This window comes from Halorubrum luteum (assembly GCF_054652935.1).
The window spans coordinates 24,708-48,921 of the sequence record NZ_BAAIGT010000003.1; the positions used below are offsets into that span (position 1 = coordinate 24,708).

Below are 24,214 nucleotides of genomic sequence, written 5' to 3' on the forward strand. Positions count from 1 at the left end.
AAAGTCGGGATATGAACTAAGAGTGATACTGATTTACGATTCAGGGAGAAATTCTTCCAGTTTGGCGGATTCGCCGGCGTGCCAGCTTTTGCGGGGGCGGACTTTGACCGGGACGATGGTTTCGGCGTCGTCGTTCATAGCGTAAGCGTAGCCCGGCTCTTTCGGAATCTGTTGCATATAGTGGCTGATGGTTTGGGCGTCGTGGAGTTCAGAGATCTTGTCCCCGACAGCATCTGAGTCTTGACCAGCAGTAAGACGGTGGATGATGAGGGTGTCACACTGGGAGAGGATCCTGTTGTCGAGTGCGCCGGGTTGCTGAGTGGCCATGACCAGGGAGAGCCCGGGTCGACGGCCCTGCCGCACCCATTCAACGAGTGGATCCGTGCTGGGCTCGGTATGTCCCGACGGCGCGAACAAGTGTGCTTCGTCAAGGAACAGCCAGACCAACGGGAAGCTGACCTCGGTGTGTTCGCCTTTGATTTTCTTGACCTCTTCCCGGCTGCGGTCAAAGCTCCGCTTGTTGTACATCTTTTTGACGAGGATGCCGGTGAGCATAGTACGGACGTTCCACGGCAGAGCACCGGCACCGGAGAGGTCGAGGACGACGAATTCCCCGCCCTCGACAATTTCCTCGATCTTCGAGCCGGAGGAGCTGAAGATACCCCAGTTTTTGGCCTTCTCCAGACGGCGGTGAAGGGCGTCTTTGATGTTGGCAGATTCGGGCGAGGCTTCGACCTTATCGAGGAGATCCATGATGCTGTAGTACTGGCCGAAGTCTTCCTCTGCCTGTTCGATGACCTGGGAGAGCAACCCGGCCTGTGCCTGGGTTTCATCGATATCAAGCAGGTACAGCCAGTCCTCGACAGAGAGTTCCGAGGGGTACAGCTCGAAGCCTTCGTGGAAGTACTGCTGGATTTCTTCGTACTGCTCTTCTAGGCCGGCAGGATAGTAGACTTTGACCGGGTACTCTCTGGGAGAGATATCCCAGCCATCAAGGAGATCCGTGTCTGGTGTCTGGACCTGGAGACTCCAATAAATCCCCATCGCGTCGATGACCAAGCCATTCAGGTTCTGTCGAGCCTGGGCGGGCAGGGTCATCAGTTCCTCCATCATCACACCCAGGGTATGGGACTTCCCGGAGCCGCGTTTCCCACAGACGGTGACCATATGGGGTTCGTTGAGGTCAAGGCGGACCTGTTCACCGAGCTCATCGGTACTGTCGAACTTGCGGCCAAGATAGGCTGATAGCTCTTCTTTGTCCCCGCCAATAATCATGATTCGTCACCGGTGAGTTCAGCTTTCACACGTATCTTTAGCAGGGACTGCTTTAGTTCCTCGGCAGCCGTTGTCGACCCGCGTAATCCGTCGATCACCTGCTGGAACTCATCATCATCCAGTTCGGTGAACCTGTCCGAGAGGCCGTCCTCGGTAGCGTCTTCGACCACGTCTATCTCGATATCGGGATCGTATTTCCGGACGGTTTCTTCGAACTCGTCTTCACCGAATGCCTCTTTTTCTAGGTTGGTGCGGGCTGTCTCCCACTGCTCCCAGTAGTCCCCGTACTGGTCGTGGTCGAACTGGGTAGGTGAACTCTCCAATTCGGTCTCGCAGTTGTCCAGATAGGTTTGGCCGCGTCGCAGCCAGCTGGACTCACCGGGGATCCGGTCGCGGTACTCTGCTAACTCGTCTTTTGCTGCGGACACCGTCTCCTGTTCCTCCTCGATGGCGTCGGTCAGCTCGCCTTTGACGTACTCCAAGTCATCATCCAGAGCGTCTTTGTCGTCTTCAGCGTCGTAGGTGTCGACCTGGGGGACGATGCTTTTTCGCCTGCTTTGGAGCATATCGAACAACCGAGAGAGTTGGATATCGCCGTCGAGATATCCGTCAAGGTCATCGCCGACTGCTGCATCTTCGATGTTCCGTTCAACCTGGTGGGTCTCCCAGAACTCCTCGATCGTGGTGATGCACTCGATGTCCAGGTCCTCAGACTGGAGATCGGGATCGATACCAAACCAGTCCAGCTTCGTGGTGAGGTGTTCTAGATCCTCTTGCTTTTCCAGCACTGTCGCTGCTTTTTTGACCTGGGTGACGACGTGGTCGAGGTCGTCAAGGATCAGGTAGCGGAGCTCGGGGTCGATTGATCCGAGTGGTCGGACCGTGTTCGCATACGTCGCCACCTCCGTATCAGCAAACACATCGTTCGCAACGATCTCACGGAGTGACTCATCAACGGTCTGGAAGTCGAAATCCCAGTTAGCGTCGACCTCACCTTGGAGTTCATCCAGCTCCGCCGCATCGGCATCCTCCACGCTGTCGTACTTGTCTTTGAGCGCTTCCACCGGATCGCTGTCAGGGGTGTCCTGTTTCGCCTGGTCCAGGATCTCAATCTCGATGGCCCGGCCGATCTTGCGCCGCGTCTGGTCACGTTGTGTTTCGATCCGGACATCAGCGGGATGACTGGGAAAATATGAATGACCCCTGTCCGGAGTGTGGAGGGCTTGAGTTCAACCATTTTTCAGCATCTGGCGGACATTACGGCTCACGTGATACTGCTGTCGTGATGCGTTCTGATTTTTGGGATGCTGACCGATCCCTATATACACGTTGCCGTGACTGCCGCGAGATACTCTACAAGCATCCTGCATTCGATCTTCTCTTTCTTTCGGATGATAGTGAGGAAATCCCTTTAGACTTCTAACCTCTCCTCACTAGAGCTTGAGGTCCTCGTACATCCGGTCAAGGATCGCCAGCGCCGACTGAAACTGGGCGTAGTTTTCGCGCATATACTCGACCGTCTCTGCTCTCGGGATAACCGGGTACCCCTCGACGTGCTCGATGTCGAGAGACGGCCCTGGCTCGAGGACGATCTGTAGCGGTCCGTCCAGCTCGTGTCGGGGCTGTCGTTCGAATGCGGTCGGGAGGTCGAACGATTCGAAAAATGTCTCCCAGGCGTCGACGTCCTGCTCACGAACAGTGAGGAACAGTGGATAGTCGTCGGGCTCGCGACCGACCTGGTAGCCGCCCTGAGTCCACACATAGACGGCGTCGATCCGTGTGAACGCGAACGGCCAGTCACTAAACTGTGGGATGACGTATGTTTCCTCGATGGATGGTAGACTGACGCCGGCGCTGGCAGCGACGAGCTCGAGTGCTGCGTCGCGTACGCGCTCGTCGACGACAGTGAGGCCGTCGTCATAGGAAACGTAGCCTGCGTCTTCCAGCCGATTGACGGCCTGTCTCACCGTCTCGTACGGTGTGTGGAGGTGTTGGGCGACACGGCGGATGGAGTCACCACTCTCGATAGCGAGGATGACCTGCGCCGCGGTGTCGTCGAGAACCTCGTACATCTGGTAGTTACCAATAACTCGGTAACGGTTAAAAGTCTTACTAGAGGACGGGGTAGGACGGCTCTGTCTGAGTTCTATTACTCAGGACTCTCCTATTGAATGACTGAAGAATGTAGATCTCATAGCCAATCCGCATAATGTGGATAATGTAGATAATGCAAATTGGGCTTCTTCAATTGGTTCGTGTGGGTGGCAAAGATTGCGATGAATACGTATGAAATGCTGATAATCTAAATTATGTAGATTGCGTAGAGTCGACGGTGACTATGACAATTGAGATTGTGCCAACAATCTACATAATGTACAAAATGTAGGTTGTGTGGATGGCGTCCGCAATCTGTCTGACACAGAATTAAGGTGGACGAACTTCATTGACCGCGTATGACCAGTACGAAACTTACATTATCGACAAAACTCGCACAACCTTCAACATCTACCCAATGTACATTACCTACAAAATGTACAAAATCCGCTGCTTACGGGGGTGCTGAGCTATGAGTGCTGACGAGTTTGAAGGGCTCCCCGGAGCAGCTGTCTCGTTGCTCAAGGGAGGGGTAGGGAAATCCACGATCGCGCTCAACATCGCTGATCGACTCGCTGCTCGTGGCCATGAGACGGTACTATTGGATCTGGATAAGGACGGGCATATGACGACCCAGTTGGGATACGACGATGCGTACGACCGAGATGCGAACCTCGGTGACGCCCTTATCGATGGTGGGGACCCTGAAGACCTGCTTATCGAGACGGACTTCGGCGTTCACCTACTCCCGTCGAGTAACGAGCTCGAGAACGTCGAGACGAGGCTGAAGGACGAACGGTTCGCAGACGTGAAGCTTCGACGGAACGTTGTCGATCCGCTCATTCAAAACGGATACGACTACGTGATAATTGATGCCGCAGGCGGCCGTGGGAAACTCTCCGACAACGCCCTCATCGCCGTCCAGCGCGTCATAATCCCGCTAATCCCGCGTGCTGGCTCGATCAACGGCCTCAATAAGATGATTGAACGCCAGATTTCCCCAATCCGGCAGAATATCGGGTTGGATATCCTCGCAGTCACTCCGAATATGATTCGCGAAACAATGGGACAACGCAACGAGCATCGGACTCTCGTTGAAAATCTCAACCGGGAGTTCGGTTCATTCGTCCCCGAGTACGCTCGTGTGGACCCGGAGATCTTCGATGCCCTCGATGATTCGGAACGCACCATCGATAGTATTCCGAAGCCAGGGATTCGCGAACGGACCGCGATTTCTCGCGCGTTCAAGCAAGGAATGCCGGTCTCGGAGTTCGACGAAGATTGCGACCAGATCCCGAATTTCGATCACTTAGCGGACCTCGTGGAGGAACACAGCCATGCCTAATGAGGACGACCGTTTCGGGGACGTCGCTGAACAGCTCAAACAAACGGAGGAAGGAGCCGAATCGGATGACGACGAACGTACTGACGCCCAGGATGAACCGCAACCGGATGAAGAGATAACTACTGAGGACACAGAGTCGGAGACTGAGTCCATTCCTGAGCAGGATGAGGAGGATGTGGACGAATCTACCGGTGGACCGGCCTTCTCCTTTGATGAGACCGATATGCACGGCTTCTATGTCCGGGAGGACACGTGGGATGGCGTCACCCGGATGCGATCATCGGTAACTGCTGCGTGTTCTATGTTTGATGTTCCCGAGTTTGAGGGAAGAGAGTTTCAAGATGCGTGTCTCCGGGTAATTGCGGACCACGGTGATGAGGTTGCCCTCCAGATCCTCCGGGAGCGTGGTATCGAAGCCGATGAGGAACGTGTTCAGGAAGTTGTTGAGATGCTGAGCGAGCAAGCTACGAACGACTAACATTGGATTTGGCTGATTTTCCTCACCATTCAAATTTCGTGCGCATTGTACATTATGCAGATTGTGTAGCAAGCTATCTGCTTGCAGTCCCGCGATTATTCTCAGAACCGGGTCCGAACGGCGGTCGCGGTTTTAGTATAGCGGTATATGATTTATACCGTTGGCCAAATCCGAATTTCAGGGGATAGAACCCTTCTATCATCGGAAAAATGGTTATGATATTTCTGAACTCGATGGTCCTGATTACGCCGGTAATCACGACCAAATTGAAGTACCCCGACGCCGTCGGTGAAGCACGAATGCTGCAACCGCCTCACAACGGCGCTTCCCCCGGGGTAGAGCCGCCAAGTCCGGGTTCCGAGTTTGCTCTGACTACCCTCAGCTGAGATCGGGGCGATGGCGAAGAAATCAATTCTATATAGAACTAATGACCTCAACCTATATTAAGACAAAGCCCGAACGATATTGTATGACCGAAGATGAATCGAACTCCGCGGGCCTGATGGAACGCCAGACCACGGGTGAAGACCGCGTACGGATGGTTGCTCGACAGCTGTCGGAGCCACAGACGGCCAACTGGATCGCTTCTGAAGCGGGCTGGTCACACAAACCTACTAAGCGCGTCCTCGATCGACTCGTCGACGACGGCATCCTCCACCGTGACGAAAGCGGTACTCACACGACGTACTACCCTGATTATCGCCGCCAAGCGATGCAGGAAGCAATGCGCCTTCGAGACAGCGGGCACACTGTCGAGGAACTCACGGACCGTCTCGCCGATATGAAGACGCAGATTCGCGACTGGGAGAATGAATTCGAGGTCGAGTCACCGAACCAGCTTCGCGGGACGCTCGCTGACGAGTCTCTTGACGCTGAGGAGGAAGACCATCGCCGTAAGATTGCCGGCGAGTGGGAGCACCTTCAGCGGCGTATCCAGATCGTTGGCTTCGCCATCCGCGAATGGGACTTCCTCGCTCCGACGACAGAGCCCGCTGAGGCCAGTAGCTAACGAATGTCGGTCCCGCATCCAGGTGGTGATCCGAACGCGAACCTCTACGCCCAGCTGAAGCGAGACGTCCTCGACCGTGTTCCCCAGATCACGGCCGTCGAGTACGTTCCTGACGATATCGAGGCCAAGCAGCTGCGGGCGATTTTCGATCCGGCCCGTCTGGATCCCCCGACAGGCCCTGATTCGCCGGAATTGACCGTCAAGTGGTATCGGCAGGACCCTCGCGATTGGTTCCGTATCAACTACACCGACCCGAACACGGGCTTTCACGCCGGTTGGCACCAGGATGAGGACCATCCCGATCTCGGACGGGCGCATTTCCAGTACTCAGTCGCCGATACGGAGGACCGCTGGGGGATTACATTCGAACACGAGACCCCTTCCCTGGTTCTCTGGGAAATCGTCGAAGAGCTCCTCGAGGACGTCCGTCCGACCTACCAGTACGCGAACGAGGAACCATGACACCCCGAGAACGCGCCGATCAGTCACTCACGAATTCCTTCGAGCGCTACCTCCAGGATAAGGGGAAAGGCCGCGGTGGCGATGGTGGGAACTACCGACGCAACGCTGCCCGCGAGCTCGAGCGGTTCGCCGAATGGGTTGCCGGCGACCGCGGCGACGACGACTGGACCGGGATCGTCCCCGACGACGTCGACCGCGACCCCACCTTCGAGGACCTTGAGGAGCGTGTCTTCCGCGAGTACGCCCGGCATCTCGCTGGTGACCGTGGCCTCAAACAGAACACGGTACAAACCTATTACCGCTATATCTCTGCGTGGTGTGGCTGGTGCGTCAACGAGGGATATCTCGAAGCGCATTACGCGCAGCGAGCGAGTGCGATGGCGCCGTTGCCGGAGGACGACGGCCGCAAGCCCGGCGACCAACAGGCCTGGACGTCCGACCAGCGCCACGCCCTCACCCGGCACGTCGGCGAACAGGCCCGAGACGCCGTCGAGGCATACACGACACTCCCGGAGGATACTGACTCCCTCGACAAGCAGCGAGCACGCTACGGCGCGCTGAAGGAGGCTCGTGACCGGGCGCTCGTGTTCGTTCTCGCGTACACCGCCGTCCGCGTTGGCGAACTCCTCCGAGATCCAAACGACCCGCGCCGGCGCGGTGTTCGCTGGGAGGACCTCTCCCTCGACGACGGGAGTATGGACGTCTACCGGAAGAAACAGCAGTGGGACGCCGCGAGTCTCCCCGACCCGGTGATCTCGCCCCTGCGGAGCTACCGCCAGCTAATGGACCCGCCCACAGAACGGTGGCCGGTGTTTCCGACGTTCGACCAACGGACGCTCGCAGAGTTTGTCCAAGAAGAGCTAGCCGAACGAGGGGAACGCCCAGAAGCAATCGCTGAACGCCGTTCGGAGTACGCTCGCGATCTGCTGCTGGCGCTTGATGCGGATATTCGACCGCCGTCGATCACGACGGACGGCGCACGGTCGATTCTCCAGCGACTCTCAGAGGCCGCGGAGATCGACATCGACCATCCGAAACACGATTATCTCGCTCCCCACGGTGGTCGCCGCGGGATGGGTGAGGTTCTCGTCCGGGCCTTTGGATACACCGTTGCAGCCCGATATCTCGACAATTCTGAGGAGATGGTTCGCGAACGGTACTCACATATTGAGGCGGGTGAGCTCGGTGACGTCGCGACTGAGGCTCTTGAGGAAATCGACAGCCTCTCGCGCTAGATTCATCGAAATCGGACGGGTGCTTTCATCGCATGGATTTCGCAGAGCCATTCGGTGTTGTCGCTGAGGAATTGGATCTTGAGCGGTACGGATACGTCTGAGGCAGATGAGTACCATGCTGCCCGTTTCTAGTCGGTGGTCGGCGTCGGCCAGTCGGGTGTAATGTCAACTAGGTCAGCGCTCACCCGCCAGAGCCGGCGACGAACCGCTCGATCCGTTGCTTCCGGGGCGGGCTCAGTGGGGCCGTCACCGCCGACGTAGTGGCCACTTATTGAACCGTATCTGCGATCCACCAGAAGCCTCTGGAGGCGGTCGGCGGCCGCCTGCTCCGAGGTGGCGACACCGGGCACCAGCCCGGCGATCCGAACCAGCAGCCGCGTTCGGAGTGATGCCTCCCGGAACAGATCCGTCGACGGAACGAACCCCGGATGAACGCAGTTGACTGTGACCGCAGAATCGTCCGGAAGTCGGTCGTCCAGTTCAACCGTGAACGCGATGTTCGCCAGTTTCGAACGTGCGTACGCTTCGAGTGAGTTGTACCGGTCCGTGAGCTGCAGATCGCCGAAATCGAGCGTTGCCCGCCGATGGATGTCCGAGGCGGTGACGACGACACGCGGATCGGGTGAGCCACGGAGATAGTCGAGTAGCTCGAACGTCAGGAGGTACGGAGTTAAGTGATTCACCGCGAGTGTCAGCTCGATTCCGTCCGGGCTCTCGCGTCGCGATCCGGCCGAGAGTCCGGCGTTGTGGGCGAGTACGTCGATCCGGTCGTACTCGCGTTTCACGCTTTCCGCGAGGGATCGGACGACGGATTGGGAGGCGAGGTCAGCCTGATGGAACGCGATCGTTCCAGTAAAATCACCCGACCGCTCTACGAGGGCAGCTCCCTTCGACTCGTCGCGTCCGACAACTGCAACCGTCGCACCTCGTTTCGCGAGGTCGACTGCTGTCACACGTCCGAACCCGCTCGTGCCGCCGGTAAGAAGGATCGTCCGGTCGGAGAGATCGTCGGTCACGACTCCGTCCGCCGTCGATTTAAAAGCGCGAGCAGTACGTATACAACTCCGATTACGCGAATTCCATCACTGAGGTGGTCGTGCCACTCCACTGATTCCGGGTCCTCATATACGAGCGGCCCCGCAATCCGCTCGTACAGGTCGGGAACAAGTACTAGGACAGCTCCGAAGAGTCCGGTGAGATTCATCAGCCACGCGTAGAGGCGGCCGTCACGGAGAGCCGCAAGCACGATCACTACTCCTTCCACCCGAATTAGATGATTGAACCACGAATGGACTGCAATCTCATCCGGATTTTTGACCGCGATCGCCTCAAAGAGATCCACGATTCGGTCCGGAACGAGCGCTGTGACGAGGCCAAGCACGCCAAGAAGGGGTCGTATCATACGCGACCGTTCGGTCCAGAACAGGTTAAGCTTCGGTGCCGGGGACCGTTAACTCGTGATGTCTCCAGTAGCTCATACAACTTGAATCGATGCTCACAGCAACGAACTGAGTCCGATTCGATCACGTCTCGGTCACTTGCCGTACAAACGGGTGAGGGGACCACGCGACCGGATATGTCACCTCGTAGGTGGACTTATCCCTGTTCGCGGAGTCACTCGTCTTTATGCACAGTTCTGTACGCATCGACGCCGATGTACGCACTGGCGACTACCTGGATGACGCGTTCGGGCACTGCGGGCGGCGATGACGGCTATCGACATCGACGGTCTCACGAAACACTACGGTGATGTCGTCGCGGTGAACGATCTCGACCTGCAGATCCAGGAGGGGGAGATATTCGGGTTCCTCGGGCCGAACGGCGCGGGGAAGTCGACGACGATCGACATCCTCCTCGACTTCATCCGGCCGACGAGCGGCTCCGTGACGGTGCTCGGATACGACGCCCAGTCCGAGGGTCGGGCGGTTCGCCAGCGTACCGGCGTACTTCCGGACGGTTACCACGTGTACGACCGGCTCACGGGGCGACAACATCTGGAGTTCGTCGTGGAGTTGAAGCAGGTGGGGGACGACCCGATGGAACTACTCGAACGGGTGCACATTGCCGACGCCGCCGACCGGAAGGCCGGGGGCTACTCGAAAGGGATGCGACAGCGACTCGCCCTCGCAATGGCGCTCGCTGGGAACCCCGACCTTCTGGTGCTTGACGAGCCGTCCACTGGACTCGACCCGAACGGCGCCCGGGAGATGCGCGAGCTGATCCGCGAGGAGAACGACCGCGGCACGACCGTGTTCTTCTCCAGCCACATCATGGAGCAGGTGGAGGCGGTGTGTGACCGCGTGGCGATCATCAACCGTGGAGAGCTCGTCGCGGTCGACACTATCGACGGTCTCCGTGACGCCTCCGAGACGGGTGAGGTCCTGTACGTGGATGTCGACGACGGCTCGGAGGCCGTCGTCGACCGAGTGGCGGGACTGGAGTCGGTGGCCGACGCCTCGATGCAGGACGATCAGCTTCGGGTCGTCGTCGCCGACGCCACCAAGTTCGCCGTATTGCAGGCGATCGACGCGGGCGTGACGCCGGTGCGGGACTTCTCTGTCGTCGAGTCCTCGCTCGAGGACCTGTTCGTCCGCTACACGAACGACGACCAGGAGGTGCGGGTATGACGTGGACGGTCGTCGCGAAAAAGGATTTCCGGGACGCGATCCAGTCCCGCGCGCTGTGGGCGCTCGTGAGTGTTTTCGTTCTGCTGTCGGTACTCTCGTCGTACGCCTACGTCGAGGTGCCACAGCTGTTCGGCGAACCGGGCGGCGCGACGTTCGGGGGACTTGTGTTCTTTACGGTCGGACTCACGAGCCTGTTCGTGCCACTGGCCGCCATCGTGGTCTGTTACAAATCGCTCGCCGGCGAGCGCGAACTCGGCAGCATCAAACTCCTGTTGTCGCTGCCCACGACTCGTCTGCACGTCTACGCCGGAAAGACGGTCGGTCGAGCGGCGGTTCTCGCGTTCGGGCTCGGCGTCGGACTCCTCGTCGGGCTCGGCTTCGGCGCTGTGCTTCTCGGTGCCGTGGCCGTCGTTCCGATAGTGTTGTTTCTGATAGCAACCCTCGGATTCGCGGTCGCCTACGCGAGCATCATGGTCGGGCTCTCCGCGATGACGGGATCGACGACGCGTGCGACGACGCTCGCACTCGGGTTCTTCGTCGTCTTCGAGTTGTTCTGGGACGTAGTTCCGGTAGCCATACTGTACGTGGTCAACGGGTTCGCGCTGCCGACGTCGATGCCGGACTGGATATTCCCTGTGATGCAGGTGTCGCCGTCGTCGTCGTACTTCTCGACAGTCGTCACGCTGCTGCCGGATCTTGCTGGGAGTGTAGGAGCGAGTGGACAGGGGGGTGCCGCCATGTCGCCCGCCGAGGTGGAACCCTTCTACACCACCCCCGAAATCGGGATTGTCGTACTCGCGCTCTGGACGCTCGTTGCGTTCCTCATCGGCTACACACGGTTCGAATCCGCGGACTTCTGACCTTCGGTTGTCATTTATGGCTCTCTTGAAATTCTCGCTCATCCCGATACATTGTAACATAACAGTTTCTCGAACCAATTTTCACGTGAGTTGAGTTTCAGTGCAAGGAAGTTGAGATACTTCTGAAGGTGATGTTTCGAGACGCCTCTGAACTTCGCCAGCCACTGGCGAAGGAAGCTGTGGCGGTTCTCGCAGGTGTTTGTGTGGGCGTCGCCGATGACGTAGGTGTCGGAGTGGGTGACGGCCAGATGGCCGTCCACCCCCTCCTTCTCCTCAATGTCCTCGTAGATCGAATAGCCATCCGTACAGAGAATGACACTACCGTCGCCGTACTCCGCGATGTCTTCGTCAGCGTCTTCCAAATCCTTGCAGACGAGAAATCGAACTCGTCCGTCGCTCCGACGGACGAGTGTCAGCACTGGTGGTTTGTCTCCCTCGAAGTCTCCACGTCCCTTTTTTTGAGTCCGCGCTCGCGCGGACTCGAATCCTCGTCTTCACGTCCTTTCTCACCAGCAGTCACGTAGATCTCGTCGGGTAGTTGGATAGCAAGACAAAGATACACCGCACAGTGATGCCTCTCGTCCTTACCGAAGTTCTCTCCCACCCAGAATTGACTGGAGCTGTTCAGGTGGATCAAGTCCTCGTCGTTTCCACGTCGCCAACATCGTTGTTATTGTCTCGTGAATCTGGACCCCTTCTGCCGAACGCAGGGTCCGAAACATCTTCCGAAGGACTACTTGCTCGCGCAGAGCCCGCTCTGCGCGATTATTCGTTGAATCAACACCCCGTTCGGTCACGAACGTCAGCCAGTGACCCAAGCCATTGCTGATCTTCTTGATCAGCTGCTGAACCTCTTGGGCCTCGTAACCTTCCCTCACCAGGCCCTCCAGGTGTAAGGATGCTTCCGCCCGCTTCTGCTCGCGGGCGGAAGCGGACGGATCTCCTTCGACGAACGTCGTTAGATCGTCGTGGAGTGCGTGCAACTCTTCAGACAGCCGCTCTGCTTCCTCGTACCGTTCAGCGACGTACTCAGCCTCCCGCAACAGGTGCGCCCAGCACCGCTGCAGTTTCGTGTGATAACTCGAATACGCCGACCAGCCGTCACAACTGAGCGTCGAGTCCTCGGCGAATTCCTCGCCGAGGACGTCTTCTAAGACTCCACTTCCTCGGCTTTCATCAACCCAAAACAGCACTTCGTCATCAGTGACGAACGTCCACGCCCAGTGTTGTTCTCCATCGACCGGAAAGCCTGTTTCATCGCAGTAGACGACCTCACTCTCCCGAATCTTCTCTTTGACATCCTCGTAAGCGGGTCGCAGACCGGCTGCGACCCGCTTAGTCAAGTTGTAGATCGTCCGGTGAGAGATCGGAAGGTCGAAGTCCCAGTCAAACAGCTCGGCCTGTTTCCGGTTCGGCAGTCGTTGATGGAACCGACCGAGAGCGGTTTGGGCCATGATATTTGGCCCAAACCGCCCCTTTTCGGGACAGTCAGGATGCTCAGCAACAACCTCGTTACCACAAGAACAGTGGTGTTTGCCGAGCTTGTACTCGGTAACAGTGGTTGGAACAGGAAGCGGTACGTCAATAATAGTCCGTGAAACGTAGCTATCAGGGCTAGAGAGGATTTGCTCACAGTCTGGACAGAATCCCTGATCAACGAGGATCGTCTCTTCTGGTTCAGGTGCTGTTCGAGTTGTTCCCTCGTGACCTTCGCTGCGTCCAGGCGATGAGTCGCTGGCGGCGTCAGAGTCGCCGCCAGCGTCGTCTTCATCAGGTTCTTGGTCTTCGTCCTCGGTTTGGTCGTCATCGCCTGGTGAATTAGCCGCACCACCCTGTCTACTGGGTGGTGTGTTTGGATTTTCGTACTGCTTGAGGCGAGCCTCAAGCTGTTCGATCTTCTGTTGTTGTGCAGTAATCTGGCGTCGCAGCAGCCGGTTCTCAAGCTTCTTGACTACGAGCTGCTGGCGGAGTAGCGAACTGTCGTCGGTGCGGATCACGGAATCTGTCGATTCCGTTGATCCGCGACTCCCCAGCGACACAGTAATTCAGCAGTAGTGAACGATCTATGAGACTGCTACGAAATCGTCTCGACATGGAACTGCTATCCAACTACTATCGTGTTTTCGTGTCGTCGTCACGTGTAAATCAAGGACTGCGTTCACTTTGGAATCGACTAGCAGTGTTACCTTGAGTTGCTGAATCGTGAGTTTGGCTCGTTTCGTGTAGTGTTTTGAGGCGTGACTGCGGTCGAATCCCGAAGCATCAATCCCCGCAACGCCGTTGGTCGGGAGCAGTGAAACAGAGAGATTGAGCAGCACTCGCCAGACGGCCATATCGAGTCTATCGAACGCTTTGCACAGTGTTGATGGGGCAGGCAGTTCAGTGAGATTGATCGCGTTCCGAATACGGGGCATCTCGATGAGTTCGTCGAGGAGTGTACGATAGGTCGTATTCTTCCGAACCTTGAGACACAGGAGAACGATGTGCTGATGGAGCGTGTACCGTTGCTTCGAGAACTTCGAGGAGTATCGAGCTACGGCACGTTGCGCTAACTGAAATGCTTCCTCGACAAACCGAAGCAACCGAGACTTTGGGAGGGACTGCATCTGCTCAAACTACCGGCTGAACCTGTAACTCACTAAGGATTTCAACAGAGCCGAAGTCCTCTATTCGCTATTGTGGGTAAGAATCGGCCCAGGGTCGGGTGCGTTCAAATGCCGCACTCGCCGCGAGGACGTCGGCGTCGGCGTGGCGTTGTCCTGCAATCTGCATCCCGACGGGGAGTCCGTCGACGAAACCAGCCGGGATCGACGCCGCTGGCTGGCCAGTGAGGTTGTACGGCTGGGTCAACAGCCAGCCGCGAAGCTGCTCGATCCCGACGCCATCGACCGACTCGGGCGCTTCACCGTGAGGAAACGGCGGGACCGCCGTCGTCGCGGTAACGAAGAGGTCGTGCGATTCGAAGATATCCTGGATGTAGTCAAGGAGTTGGGTCCGGACCGTATCCGCTCGCTTGTACTCGCGAGTCGAAGGCTCCTCGGCATCCATGATCAGGTCGATCAAATATGGTCGCAGCTGTGACCGGTCCTCACCCCACGGATCGAAGCCGGCCTCTTCGAGGTTGTCGAACAGCGACTGCCACCTGACCGTCGCGAACGTGTAGTAAGCGTCCATGACTTCCTTTTGAGTGAGGTCGCTGTTGAGGTCTACCGTTTCGACCGTTGCTCCGGCGGATTCGAAGGCGGAAACGGAGTCGTCCAGAACCTCCCTAACTGCCGGCTCAATCGGGTAGAGTCCCATATCGGGACTGTACGCGATCGAGAGGTCGTCGATCGGCCGGTCAATCGCGGCCGTGTAGTCCGCCGTGGCCGGAATCGAGAACGGATCGCGAGGGTGTGGTCCGGCCATTACGTCAAGCATGATTGCTGCGTCCTCGACGGTTCTTGCCATCGGTCCCAGATGCGAGAAGGGGGTATGACACGCGAATGCGTTCGGTCTGTCAAACTTGGGGATCAACCCGAAGGTCGGCTTGAGGCCGTATACGCCGCAGAACGCCGCCGGGACCCGAATGGAACCACCTGCGTCGGAGCCTTGTGCGATCGGCACGAGGGAGTCGCCGAGGGCCGCTGCGGCGCCACCGGAGGAGCCGCCCGATACCCGATTCGGGTCAAACGGCGTCCCGGTCGACCCCGCGACACGGTTGTCCGTCGTCGTTCCGAGTCCGAACTCGGGGGTGTTTGTTTTTCCGACGATGATCGCACCGGCGTCTCGAAGCCGTTTGACGAAGGGATCATCCCGCTCCGCGATTCGATCTTCGAACAACAGCGATCCCGATGTCGTCCGTATGCCGGCGACGTTATCGAGGTCTTTGATAGCGACCGGGACGCCGTGGAGCGGACCGAGTGGTTCACCGTTTTCGGACGCTTCGTCTGCTTCGGCGGCCATCTCCCGGGCGAGATCGTCGGTGATGGTGACGAACGCGTTCGTCCGATCGTTTCGATCTCGGATGCGTTCGAGGTGGTGTTCGGTGACCGTTGTTGCCGACAGCTCGCCGTCACGTACGCGGCGTGTGATCCCGGCTGCAGTGAGGTCGACCAAGGATTCTACCATGCTGGACACCACACAGTCGTCCATTATAAACGGGCAGGATCGAGCTAGTCGCTGACGGTACCGCACCAGTCAAGCATGAGCATCGCGTGAATATGAGCAGTTTCCACAAGCGAGTCGATCTCAACGTACTCATCAGAACTGTGACCATTTCCGCCACGAGGGCCGACACTCGGACAAGGAATATTATAGTAGCGGTTGTAGAAGCGCTCGTCGTTGCCGCCGAGACCTCCACGATAGGAGACGCTCTCTCCAGTCACCATCTCGACTTCCTCACAGACAAGTTGGAAGAACTCGCTGTCGAAGTCGACCTCGTGAGGATCGGTACTCCAGCCGAACCACTCGATCTCGGGTGGGTTCTGCGCGAGCCACTCGTCGGCTTCGGCGACATCGTGGATCGTTTCTTCCACCTCCTTTTTTACGTCTTCGCGGGATTGGTTCGCGCTCGGCGGCCAGCCGATACGAAACTCCATTATCGCTTCACCGGGAACCGTTGAGGTCCAGGAGCCGGGGACGTAGATATCCGTCAGACTTAGGTTCGTCGTGCTTCCCTCGGCCTCGGCGTACTGATTGATCGCTGGCTGGTAATCCTCGATCAGTTCGTTTCGACGTTCGTGGAGCGCTTCGAGGGCACGGTAGAGCTTGAATGCTTGTCCGACCGCATCGACCCCGAGGAACTTGTGCGCGGTATGGGCTGCACGCCCGGGAACGCGAACCCGGAAGTACATCACGCCGGCACTCGCGACGCCCACAGTCGGTACCGCCGAAGGTTCCGGGATGACCGCCGCGTCCGGCCGATAGCCGCGCTCGAGTGCAGAGAGTACACCTCCGATGCCGCCGGCTTCCTCCTCAAGCGTCGTCTGGAGGGTGACGTCGCCAGCAAGTTCGATCCCGAGCTCCTGTAGCGCTTCGAACGCGATGACGAAGGCAGCAATCCCCCCTTTCATATCGAACGTGCCGCGCCCGTAAAGGCGCCCGTCCTCCTCGTGGGCATCCCACGGTTCGTGTTCCCAGTCAGAAAGGGGATCCGGCGGGACAACGTCGACGTGACCGCTGAACGTGATCGACGGGCCGTCACCGCCCCCTTCTTTCGTGGCCGCGACGTTGTGTCGGTCCTCGTACCCGTGCTCTTGGTACGGAGTCGTTTCGAAGAACGCCGGATGAGATCGAAGCGACTCGGCATCCGGTTCCCACGTATCGACGTCGAGGCCAAGGGACTCGAATCGCTCTATCATGAGTCGCTGTGCGGGCTGTTCTTTCCCAGGGAGCGATTTTGCGGAGACAAGTTCCGAGAGAAATGCGACCAGATCCTCTCGCTTTTCGTCGATGTGTTCTCGCACGGCTTGCTGTGTCCGTTCCGAGGCCATGATAGGTGGTATTCGGAGTCACAGTTTATAGTTTCCTAAGACGGGCGGTATTTCGGTCGTCTGGAAAAAATACAACCACCCGTCAGCAGTTCAGCTCGGTTACGCCTCAACGAGCGGGACGACTTCCTCGCCAAAGAGGCGCATCGACTCCCGAATCGCATCTGCGGAAACGCCGGGCAGTGTCATCCGAGCGACGGCGCGGTAGTCGTCTCCGAATGCGTCACGGCGGCGGCGGAGCATCTCTGCGACTTCCTCCGGCGTTCCCATCAGACACTCCTCGCGGAGGTCCCCAGCCATCGACTCCGGAAGTTCTTCTGGCTGCGGCTCTCCCGTGGCCCATTCGATGTACTGTCGTTTGATGTACCACGCACCCTGCTTCGCGCGCTCCCAGGCGTCCCCATCTTCGGAGACGAACGCGTAGCGCCACTCCGCGATTTCGAACGGCTCGTCCTCCTCGATGCCGTGATCGCGGCGTGTCTCTATCGCGAGATCGCGGCGACGGACGAGTTCGTCGAGAGGTGTTGGCGTGGCGAAGTAGCCGTCGCCCAGACGAGCAGCTCGCTCGACGGCGGCATCGACAGTCCCGCCGAGCCAGATCGGGATGTCGCTTTCGGGTTTCGGGTTGACGTCAACCTCATCGTACTCGTAGACGGACCCGTGGTAGGAGAAGGTGCCGTCTGTCCAGGCGTGCTCGACGATCTCGATCAGCTCTTCGGTGTACGGGACGCGACGGGCCTTCGGGACGTCGAACACGTCGAACTCCTCATCGGTCCAACCGATCGCGAAGCCGGCCTCGAACCGTCCGTCGGTGACGAGATCGATTGTCGCCGCGTCCTCCGCGAACCGGATCGGGTTGTAGAAAGGAGCGAGCGCGATGCCGGTACCGATCGTGAGCTCCTTCGTTCGGGCGCCGAGTGCAGCACAAAAGGACAATACCGAGGGGAGATACCCGTCGTCAACGAAGTGGTGTTCACTGATCCACGCTTTGTCGAATCCGCACGCCTCCGCGTGTGATCCGAGCTCGAGCATCTCGTTGTACCGTTTCGAGTGAGGCTGGCTGTCGTTCGGCGTCTGACAGGTGAATAAACCGATGTCGTAATTCATTAGCTATCAGGTGATTCTTTCGAACCCAATTAAAGATTCCGTGCTGCTCCGCTATGACTAGCACGGCTCCCGGGTCGCCGGTGGCGAAAAGACTTTGACTCGGCTTTGAGATGTATGTTTATATGTCAGCAGACCAGTTCCAGCTGTATGACCGAGACGAGCCGGTGCTTTCGGAGTTTGAGCGAACACTCTTTGATTCGGTCTCGCGGTCGAAACCGTGGGACCTCGTCGAGCGATTCGCGGATCTCCACCGGGAACCCGGAACCGATGACGAACGGGCGGCGGCCCACTACCTGGAGCGACGGTTCGAGGAGTACGGGATCCCCTTCGAACGCTATGAGCCGGAATTCTGGATCGGTGAGCCACGTTCTGCGGCCCTGCGTGTGGTATCGCCCCACCGAGAAGATCTCGACACGGAGACGGATCGTCCCGCGATCAAGGCGCAGTCCTTTTCGGGCAGCGCCAGCGTTCAGGGAGAGTTTTGCCAGCTCGAGCTTCCGGAGGCTGCGAGCGTTCAAGAACTCAGAGGCGCCTCGTTAGAGGACCTCGGCGAGGCGGACCGCGAGTTCGAGGGGAAGGTCGTAGTCGTGGATCAACCGATCCTCTCGCGAACGCTCATCATGGAGCTTGAGGCGCGAAATGCGGCCGCGTACGTGCTGGTCCATCCACACCCCGAAGAGCCCCACTACGGCGTTTCGATGCCTGTCTGGGGGGCGATTCCTCGTCCCGAACAACGAGAGATGATCCCCGAGATTCCCATTCTCAACGTGGCACGCGACGTCGGTGATCGCCTCAGCGCACTCGCCGCAGGCGACGAGCTGCTGGCCCTCGAGGTCGAAACCGACGTGCCCCGCAGGTGGGTCGAATGTCCGCTGGTGGTGGCCGAAGTCCCCGGCGAGGCCGATCCCCGGTCCGACGACTTCGTCCTCCTCCACGGGCACTACGACTCGTACGATGCGGGTGTGACGGACAACGCGACGGGGAACGCGGGCATGGTCGAGTGCGCACGCGTGCTCAACGACCATCGTGACCGCCTTCGCCGGGACCTCCGCATCGCCTTCTGGCCCGCCCACGAAGGCGGCCGCTACGGCGGCAGCACCTGGTTTGTCGACCAGTTCGCCCACGAACTCTACGATCACTGCGTCGCCCACGTCAACTTCGACAGCCCAGGCGTCAAAGACGCCACCGAATTCGAGGAGATGACGGTCTGGATGGCTGAGGCGGATCCGTTGTGTCGAGGAGCGATCGACGACGTCGCCGGCAAGGACTCGACCGAAAACCGACCGCGTCGATCCGGGGACTACTCGTTTTACAATCTTGGCGTGACCGGGATGCTCGCACTCTCCTCGAGCATCCCACGAGAGGTGCGAGATGCGCGGGGCTACCACCCCGTAAGCGGTAGCGGCGGGGACTCGGAGGCTTGGCATCTCTCGACCAATACCCTCGACAAAGCCGACCCGGATGTCCTCGTTCGAGATATCCGCGTTTACCTCGTCGTGCTGGCGCGACTGTTGAGCGCCCCCGTGGTCCCGCTCGATTACCGTCGGACCGTTGCCAACCACCTTACGACGATTCAGGAATATCACGAAGCGGCCGGCGATCATTTCGATCTTTCGCCTGTTCTCGAGGAGCTACGTGGTCTCAAGGACGAACTTGAGACGTTCTACGCGATCGTCGACGCCGGAGCAGTCTCCGAGAAGCGGGCGAACAAGACACTCCGACGCCTCTCACGGATCCTCGTGCCGCTCGACTTTACCGAAAACGGCCGCTTCGAGCAGGATCCTGCAATGTATCGGCCACCTTACCCGTCGCTCGCGGATGTCCGAGAACTAGAGAACCTCGAGGGGGACGAATATCGATTCCGAACGAAAACGCTCGTTCGCGACCGAAACGAAGTCGTCCATCAACTCCGGACAGCCCGCCGCGAGCTACAAGCGTGAGGTAAATCCGCTGGGCCCCGCTCACTCGTTTGTCTCGAACCAGTAGTTCGCAATCTTTTCGCCGGTTGTCACCCATGAGTCGCCGGTGGCGATGACACGCTGGAGGAGGTCCTCGAGTGCGTCCATTCGGCCTGCACGACCGATGATCTGTGGGTGCATTGTCAGCATGAAACACCGGCCTCGCTTGTGGAGAGCGTCGAACTCTCGTTCCCAGGAATCGAACACCGGTCCGGTAGAACTGATTCCGCTCTGGTAGGGAAGCTGTGGGAACATGTGAAAGCCGAAGTACGGCCAGTCGTCGAGTGACCACTCGAACGGGATCTCAAGGAGCCGACCATGCTCGGTTTTGTGGAAATAGGGATGATCGTCGTCGATGAAACTCGATTCGTACTTGACACCCTGCTCGGCGAGGAGTTCGAGCGAGTCGTTACTTAAATCCGCCGCCGGACTCCGGTAGCCGATGGGTTGTTCGCCAATGAGGTCCTCAAACACCTCGATGGATCGTAGGAGATCCGCTTTTTCCTCCTCGCGAGAGACCGCGTCGGGGTTAGTGTGGCGGTAGCCATGGAGACCGATTTCGTGGCCGGCGTCGTGGATGGCCTGAACGGTTTCGGGCCAGTCTTCGGCGACTTTACCGGGGATGAAGAACGTGCATTGGCGATCGTACCGCTCGAACAGCTCGAGGATCCGCGGCACCGCAACATTCGGACCGAATTCGCCGCGTGTCTTCACCGGTGGTTTGTCCCACGCTGAATCGCGTTCGATGCGAAGATCCCACGTTTCGGTCGCATCAAGGTCGAACGTAAAGACCGCCGCCGACCGATATCCGTCTGGCCAGTCGTCCGCAGTATTAGTAGCCATACCCGAAGGATTGAATCGAACATAATAATCTCTAGTGATGCGGCAAAGGTCGCGTTAAATTTGAGGATGAGGCGCTCGACTTCAGAGTGTCTATGGCCGAAACTGAGCGCCTCAGCGAATGTATCGCGTGGATCGACTTGTCGTTTGTGGAGCGAGATCGAACGCCGCGATGGGCGATTGAAGTAGCGATTCGCTGTCACTTGGCCGGTATGTCACTACGTGGGGTAGAGGGTGTCATAGAACTCTTGTCACACCGTGATAATCGTGCTTCCCGGATTGTCTCCGCGTTCGTAGTTGGTGATTGCAACGACGAGACGAAGGCACAGCGCGAGAAACACTTGCGCTCGTGCATGGACGCGGCCTCGGGCGAACGCACGCCCGAGGCCGCAGTCCTTGACTGCATCGTTGGTTCGTTCGACCCCAGTTCGGCGGTTGTACGTCTCGTCTAGCGTTGATTGCTTCAACTGAACGTCTTCACTGTGTTCCTCGATGCGGTCTTCGACCCTGTACTCGATGTCTTTCGGATCGTCGGTGTTTCGTGGGTTGTATGGGGCGACTGGCACGACCCCTGCGGCCAGCAGGTGGTCGTGCCAGTCGAGTGTATCGTACGCGCTGTCACCGAGCATCTACATCGGTTTCTCGACGGCGAGCGCGTCACGTAGTAGTTAGCGAATCTTATTGAGGAATCCACTGAGGTGGTTGTCGATCCACGATGCAGCGAAACTCAGTTTCTCGGTCAGTTGATCGAACAGGTGGTCAAGGCGTTTCCGGTACTCGTCTTCGCCGTTGACGATCAGCGGCGAAGACTCCCACTTGAGACTCTTCCAGACAGGTTCGATTGGGTTGAGATCCGGGGAGCCAACCGGCAAGAACACCAGATCAATCCCAAGTTCGTGAGCACGCTTGCGCGTGTACTTACAGACGTGTGAGGAGAAGTTGTCCAAGACGAGCAGAATCCGCTTGCCGGGATTCTGCTCGCGGATCTCCTCGAAACAGCCGCAGATCTGTTCTTTCTTCTGGTTCGGTGGGAACGACAGCACGCTCTCTCCGTTGAGCGCATAGAACCCGGCCGCTGGTGTATCGATTTTCACCAGCGGCCGGGTGATATGTGGATCATCGACCGTGTACAGTCGCTGAGAATTGTCCCAGGGTTGTGGATGCGAGATATCGAAAAACCCCACCACAGTCCCGCCATCAGTGCAGATATCTTCATCGGAGCTCCACTCCTCTTCATCGTCATCATCGTCACTCTCGCGCTTGTTGTGTGGTTGGTCATGAGCATCCTCGTCGAACGCGTACTCAACGCGTTCGTCGAGGATTTCTTCGGCGTTATCGGGTCGATCAGGCCGTTTTGTCCGAGGAATGGCGTAGGAAAGGCCGAGATTGTCTAGAAATTCCGGAAGGTAGTGTGGGTGATATTCGACATCGAACTCATCGTCGAGAAGGTGCTGGATCTCCTGTTTTTTCCACGGTTGACCTTCACGCAGGAGGTCAATGAGTTCGTCTTGTTGGTCTTCGTCGAGCTTCGGGGGCCGACCGCCCCCGAAGTTCGGAGTAAGTTTACCGAGGCCTCCTTCGTTCCAGCGAGTGACCCAGTTCGTGGCGGTGCCCTCAGATCTCCCGACGTCATCAGCGGCTTCCTTCAGCGTGGCACCTTTGTACAGCCGTTTGAGAAAGACGAGGCGTTCGAATTCCTTCTGATCGTCCGCCTCACCGAGGAGCCGATCCAGATCCTCTTCACTCAGGTGCCGCACGATTTTCTTCTCTCGTCCAGTCACTACACGAAAGAGATTCTTCTCCTCAATAACTTTGCCGAATCACTAGGTGACGCGCATCGCCGTCTCTTCTGGTGCTTGTTTGCTCTCAGTGAATTCCGCTGCAATCGGAATCTTTGATCCAGTCGAAACGATCGTGCAGCCGTAGCCGTAATAGTACTCTTCAGCCGTTGGATCGTAGCATTTTGATGCGTCTGGATCGGCAGGCATCGCTCTGATGTCTGTCGAATCAATCGAGTAGGTCAAGTCGAGCAGGCCCCGCAAGGCGGCCTGCTTGACGAGGTGGTCGAAAATCTCGTCAACAACGTGTTCGAGGTCGGTAAGAAAGCGATCGACCGCGTCTCTCGAGGGCGATAAAGACAGAACAGACGACTACGTCACCGACGCGGCGTCAGGCCATCGCCTCTTGGAACCGCTCACGCAGCGCGTCCTCACGTTCTTCGAACTGCTCGACTTTCTCCTGCAGGTCGTCGCTGACGCGCTCGATGCTCGCAAGCGCCCGCTCGCCGGCGAGCGACGCCTGCGACCCGTCGTCACCGTCCGCCTCCAGCTGCTCCTCGTAGGCTCGCTCGACACGCTCGATGGTGCCTTCCGGGTTGAACAGGATGTCGTTGGCCGTACGAACGTAGCCGTCCAGCGACGCACCCTCCTTGCCCTGGAAGAAGTGAGTGAGCGCGTACGTCGCGCCGGAATGCAGCGTCCACATATCGATCTCGACGGGAGAGGCCGCGTTGGCCTCCGCATCACTCGCGGCGCGCTCGGCTAGGTAGTCCGGGAAACCCAAGAGACTGTAGAACTCCGTGACGGTGAACGGCAGCTCGGAGAAGTCGAGGTCGATGTCCTGGGCGTCCCGGATGAACTCGAAGAGATCGTCGGCGACGAGCTCGACTTGTGCGAGGATCTCCTCCCACCAGGTCCGGAAGTTTCGCACGTCGCCGACGTGCTTGATGACCTCCTTGTCGGTGAGCGAGCGCATCGTGTTCGAACAGTAGCCGTCTTGGGCGAAGCCCTCCACGTAGACCGCATGCTCGCCGAAGAAGTCGTACCCCGACGTGACGCCCATCGTGATCGGCTCCGACCGGCCGGGGAGGCGCACCTCAAGGCCGTCGAACATAATGTCCATATGGACCTCGCCGCCGCCCCGGTAGCGCCGAATCTCGCCGAACATCACATCGCCCAGCGGTGTCCCGTCGATGGTTTCCTCGCGGAGGACCTCCTCCAGCGGGCCGTAGACGTCGACCGGATTGATGATCGCGTATGAGTCAGTCGGGATGTGAAATAGCGACTCGACATCGGTGTCTCCATCCGCTTCTGCTTGCAATCGCGACGGCTCGACGATTGCGTTGAATCGCTCCGTTTCGACCCATTCGTCGTCGTACGGGTTGCGATACGCGACTGCTGTGTCGACTGCCTGTGGGAGGTTTCGAATCGCCTCACTGAAACTGATTAGTTCGGGATCTCCGTGTTGCTCGGCGTACCACTCGGGTAGTTCCGTCTCGGTTCGCCCATCGAGGCCTGCGAAGATCGTAGCTTCCTCTGGGTCTTTCATAACATCCTCCGAAGGCGCGAAGCGTTCTGATCTGCGCCTCCACCCATTGAGGCGCAAAAAACGACGCTACGACTGTCGACACTCGTGAGCTTGGATTCGCTCTGGTAGCCCGACTTTCCCACAGAT

At 58.4% G+C, this 24,214-nt stretch carries 20 protein-coding genes and 5 pseudogenes; 9 read left to right on the top strand and 16 right to left on the bottom strand.

The features are described 5' to 3' along the window. Positions 1-33 precede the first annotated feature (33 nt). From ACYQ0R_RS15800 to ACYQ0R_RS15810, 3 genes are all read right to left on the bottom strand, one after another. Positions 34-1,275, bottom strand: coding sequence for an ATP-binding protein (locus ACYQ0R_RS15800; protein WP_134671660.1), 1,242 nt, complete (start codon positions 1,273-1,275; stop codon positions 34-36). After that, entirely contained in the window at positions 1,272-2,339 is a 1,068-nt protein-coding gene (locus ACYQ0R_RS15805; protein ID WP_459825863.1) for a hypothetical protein, read from the bottom strand. Before ACYQ0R_RS15805 ends, ACYQ0R_RS15800 begins: the two co-directional genes overlap by 4 nt. Positions 2,340-2,708: 369 nt before the next feature. After that, on the bottom strand, positions 2,709-3,347 hold the full coding sequence (locus ACYQ0R_RS15810) for a helix-turn-helix domain-containing protein (RefSeq protein ID WP_459825865.1): 639 nt from the start codon (positions 3,345-3,347) through the stop codon (positions 2,709-2,711). Between the two features lie 494 nt (positions 3,348-3,841). Between ACYQ0R_RS15810 and ACYQ0R_RS15815 the strand changes: the two genes are divergently transcribed. The 5 genes from ACYQ0R_RS15815 to ACYQ0R_RS15835 all read left to right on the top strand — a co-directional run bounded on the left by ACYQ0R_RS15815 (position 3,842) and on the right by ACYQ0R_RS15835 (position 7,898). After that, the gene (locus ACYQ0R_RS15815; protein WP_459825866.1) at positions 3,842-4,714 is read left to right on the top strand and encodes a ParA family protein; all 873 of its coding nucleotides are present in this window, start codon (positions 3,842-3,844) and stop codon (positions 4,712-4,714) included. Then, entirely contained in the window at positions 4,707-5,192 is a 486-nt protein-coding gene (locus ACYQ0R_RS15820; RefSeq protein ID WP_121513335.1) for a DUF7970 domain-containing protein, read from the top strand. Before ACYQ0R_RS15815 ends, ACYQ0R_RS15820 begins: the two co-directional genes overlap by 8 nt. Positions 5,193-5,619: 427 nt before the next feature. Beyond that, on the top strand, positions 5,620-6,201 hold the full coding sequence (locus tag ACYQ0R_RS15825) for a DUF7342 family protein (protein ID WP_459825869.1): 582 nt from the start codon (positions 5,620-5,622) through the stop codon (positions 6,199-6,201). Positions 6,202-6,204: 3 nt separating this feature from the next. Continuing rightward, positions 6,205-6,663 (top strand): hypothetical protein, encoded by a 459-nt coding sequence (locus ACYQ0R_RS15830; protein ID WP_209486854.1) that lies wholly within the window; start codon positions 6,205-6,207, stop codon positions 6,661-6,663. Then, the gene (locus tag ACYQ0R_RS15835; RefSeq protein ID WP_459825871.1) at positions 6,660-7,898 is read left to right on the top strand and encodes a phage integrase SAM-like domain-containing protein; all 1,239 of its coding nucleotides are present in this window, start codon (positions 6,660-6,662) and stop codon (positions 7,896-7,898) included. Before ACYQ0R_RS15830 ends, ACYQ0R_RS15835 begins: the two co-directional genes overlap by 4 nt. 128 nt (positions 7,899-8,026) lie before the next feature. Here the strand turns inward: ACYQ0R_RS15835 and ACYQ0R_RS15840 are convergent, their stop codons facing one another. Together ACYQ0R_RS15840 and ACYQ0R_RS15845 are read right to left on the bottom strand one after the other, a co-directional pair. Further along, positions 8,027-8,914 carry an SDR family NAD(P)-dependent oxidoreductase gene (locus ACYQ0R_RS15840; RefSeq protein ID WP_459825873.1) on the bottom strand — a complete coding sequence of 296 codons (888 nt, stop codon included), beginning with the start codon at positions 8,912-8,914 and terminating at the stop codon, positions 8,027-8,029. Next, positions 8,911-9,300: a hypothetical protein gene (locus ACYQ0R_RS15845; RefSeq protein ID WP_459825875.1), complete on the bottom strand. Its 390-nt coding sequence runs from the start codon at positions 9,298-9,300 to the stop codon at positions 8,911-8,913. The genes ACYQ0R_RS15840 and ACYQ0R_RS15845 overlap by 4 nt, the downstream gene beginning before the upstream one ends. 304 nt (positions 9,301-9,604) lie before the next feature. On the opposite strand from ACYQ0R_RS15845, the gene ACYQ0R_RS15850 reads away from it, so the two are divergent. Further along, positions 9,605-10,525 carry an ABC transporter ATP-binding protein gene (locus tag ACYQ0R_RS15850; protein ID WP_459825877.1) on the top strand — a complete coding sequence of 307 codons (921 nt, stop codon included), beginning with the start codon at positions 9,605-9,607 and terminating at the stop codon, positions 10,523-10,525. After that, positions 10,522-11,385 (top strand): ABC transporter permease subunit, encoded by an 864-nt coding sequence (locus tag ACYQ0R_RS15855; protein WP_459825879.1) that lies wholly within the window; start codon positions 10,522-10,524, stop codon positions 11,383-11,385. The genes ACYQ0R_RS15850 and ACYQ0R_RS15855 overlap by 4 nt, the downstream gene beginning before the upstream one ends. Before the next feature lie 38 nt (positions 11,386-11,423). On the opposite strand, the pseudogene ACYQ0R_RS15860 reads toward ACYQ0R_RS15855, so the two are convergent. The 6 genes and pseudogenes from ACYQ0R_RS15860 to ACYQ0R_RS15885 form a co-directional block, all read right to left on the bottom strand. After that, a pseudogene (locus ACYQ0R_RS15860) lies at positions 11,424-11,917 on the bottom strand (IS1595 family transposase); the annotation flags it as partial. 52 nt (positions 11,918-11,969) lie between these two features. After that, positions 11,970-13,424, bottom strand: a complete 1,455-nt coding sequence (gene tnpC, locus ACYQ0R_RS15865; protein WP_459820641.1) for an IS66 family transposase — start codon at positions 13,422-13,424, stop codon at positions 11,970-11,972. Positions 13,425-13,496: 72 nt separating this feature from the next. Beyond that, positions 13,497-13,991, bottom strand: a pseudogene (locus ACYQ0R_RS15870) (transposase); the annotation flags it as partial. A 67-nt stretch (positions 13,992-14,058) separates the two neighbouring features. Further along, positions 14,059-15,495 carry an amidase gene (locus tag ACYQ0R_RS15875; RefSeq protein ID WP_459825881.1) on the bottom strand — a complete coding sequence of 479 codons (1,437 nt, stop codon included), beginning with the start codon at positions 15,493-15,495 and terminating at the stop codon, positions 14,059-14,061. Positions 15,496-15,539: 44 nt separating this feature from the next. Next, positions 15,540-16,859: an ArgE/DapE family deacylase gene (locus tag ACYQ0R_RS15880; RefSeq protein ID WP_459825883.1), complete on the bottom strand. Its 1,320-nt coding sequence runs from the start codon at positions 16,857-16,859 to the stop codon at positions 15,540-15,542. A gap of 99 nt (positions 16,860-16,958) precedes the next feature. Further along, entirely contained in the window at positions 16,959-17,963 is a 1,005-nt protein-coding gene (locus ACYQ0R_RS15885) for an LLM class flavin-dependent oxidoreductase (protein WP_459825885.1), read from the bottom strand. 122 nt (positions 17,964-18,085) lie between these two features. On the opposite strand from ACYQ0R_RS15885, the gene ACYQ0R_RS15890 reads away from it, so the two are divergent. Then, entirely contained in the window at positions 18,086-19,903 is a 1,818-nt protein-coding gene (locus ACYQ0R_RS15890) for a M20/M25/M40 family metallo-hydrolase (RefSeq protein WP_459825887.1), read from the top strand. A gap of 21 nt (positions 19,904-19,924) precedes the next feature. On the opposite strand, the gene ACYQ0R_RS15895 is transcribed toward ACYQ0R_RS15890, so the two are convergent. After that, positions 19,925-20,764 carry a polysaccharide deacetylase family protein gene (locus ACYQ0R_RS15895; protein WP_459825889.1) on the bottom strand — a complete coding sequence of 280 codons (840 nt, stop codon included), beginning with the start codon at positions 20,762-20,764 and terminating at the stop codon, positions 19,925-19,927. A gap of 92 nt (positions 20,765-20,856) precedes the next feature. Between ACYQ0R_RS15895 and ACYQ0R_RS15900 the strand changes: the two are divergent. Beyond that, positions 20,857-20,982 (top strand): annotated as a pseudogene (locus ACYQ0R_RS15900) (IS6 family transposase); the annotation flags it as partial. Between the two features lie 30 nt (positions 20,983-21,012). On the opposite strand, the pseudogene ACYQ0R_RS15905 reads toward ACYQ0R_RS15900, so the two are convergent. The 4 genes and pseudogenes from ACYQ0R_RS15905 to ACYQ0R_RS15920 form a co-directional block, all read right to left on the bottom strand. Beyond that, positions 21,013-21,423: pseudogene (locus tag ACYQ0R_RS15905) on the bottom strand (transposase); the annotation flags it as partial. 6 nt (positions 21,424-21,429) lie between these two features. Further along, positions 21,430-22,542: an IS630 family transposase gene (locus ACYQ0R_RS15910; RefSeq protein ID WP_459822340.1), complete on the bottom strand. Its 1,113-nt coding sequence runs from the start codon at positions 22,540-22,542 to the stop codon at positions 21,430-21,432. A 45-nt stretch (positions 22,543-22,587) separates the two neighbouring features. Then, positions 22,588-22,890 (bottom strand): annotated as a pseudogene (locus ACYQ0R_RS15915) (IS5/IS1182 family transposase); the annotation flags it as partial. Between the two features lie 40 nt (positions 22,891-22,930). Then, positions 22,931-24,088 (bottom strand): hypothetical protein, encoded by a 1,158-nt coding sequence (locus tag ACYQ0R_RS15920; RefSeq protein WP_459825891.1) that lies wholly within the window; start codon positions 24,086-24,088, stop codon positions 22,931-22,933. Between the last annotated feature and the right edge of the window lie 126 nt (positions 24,089-24,214).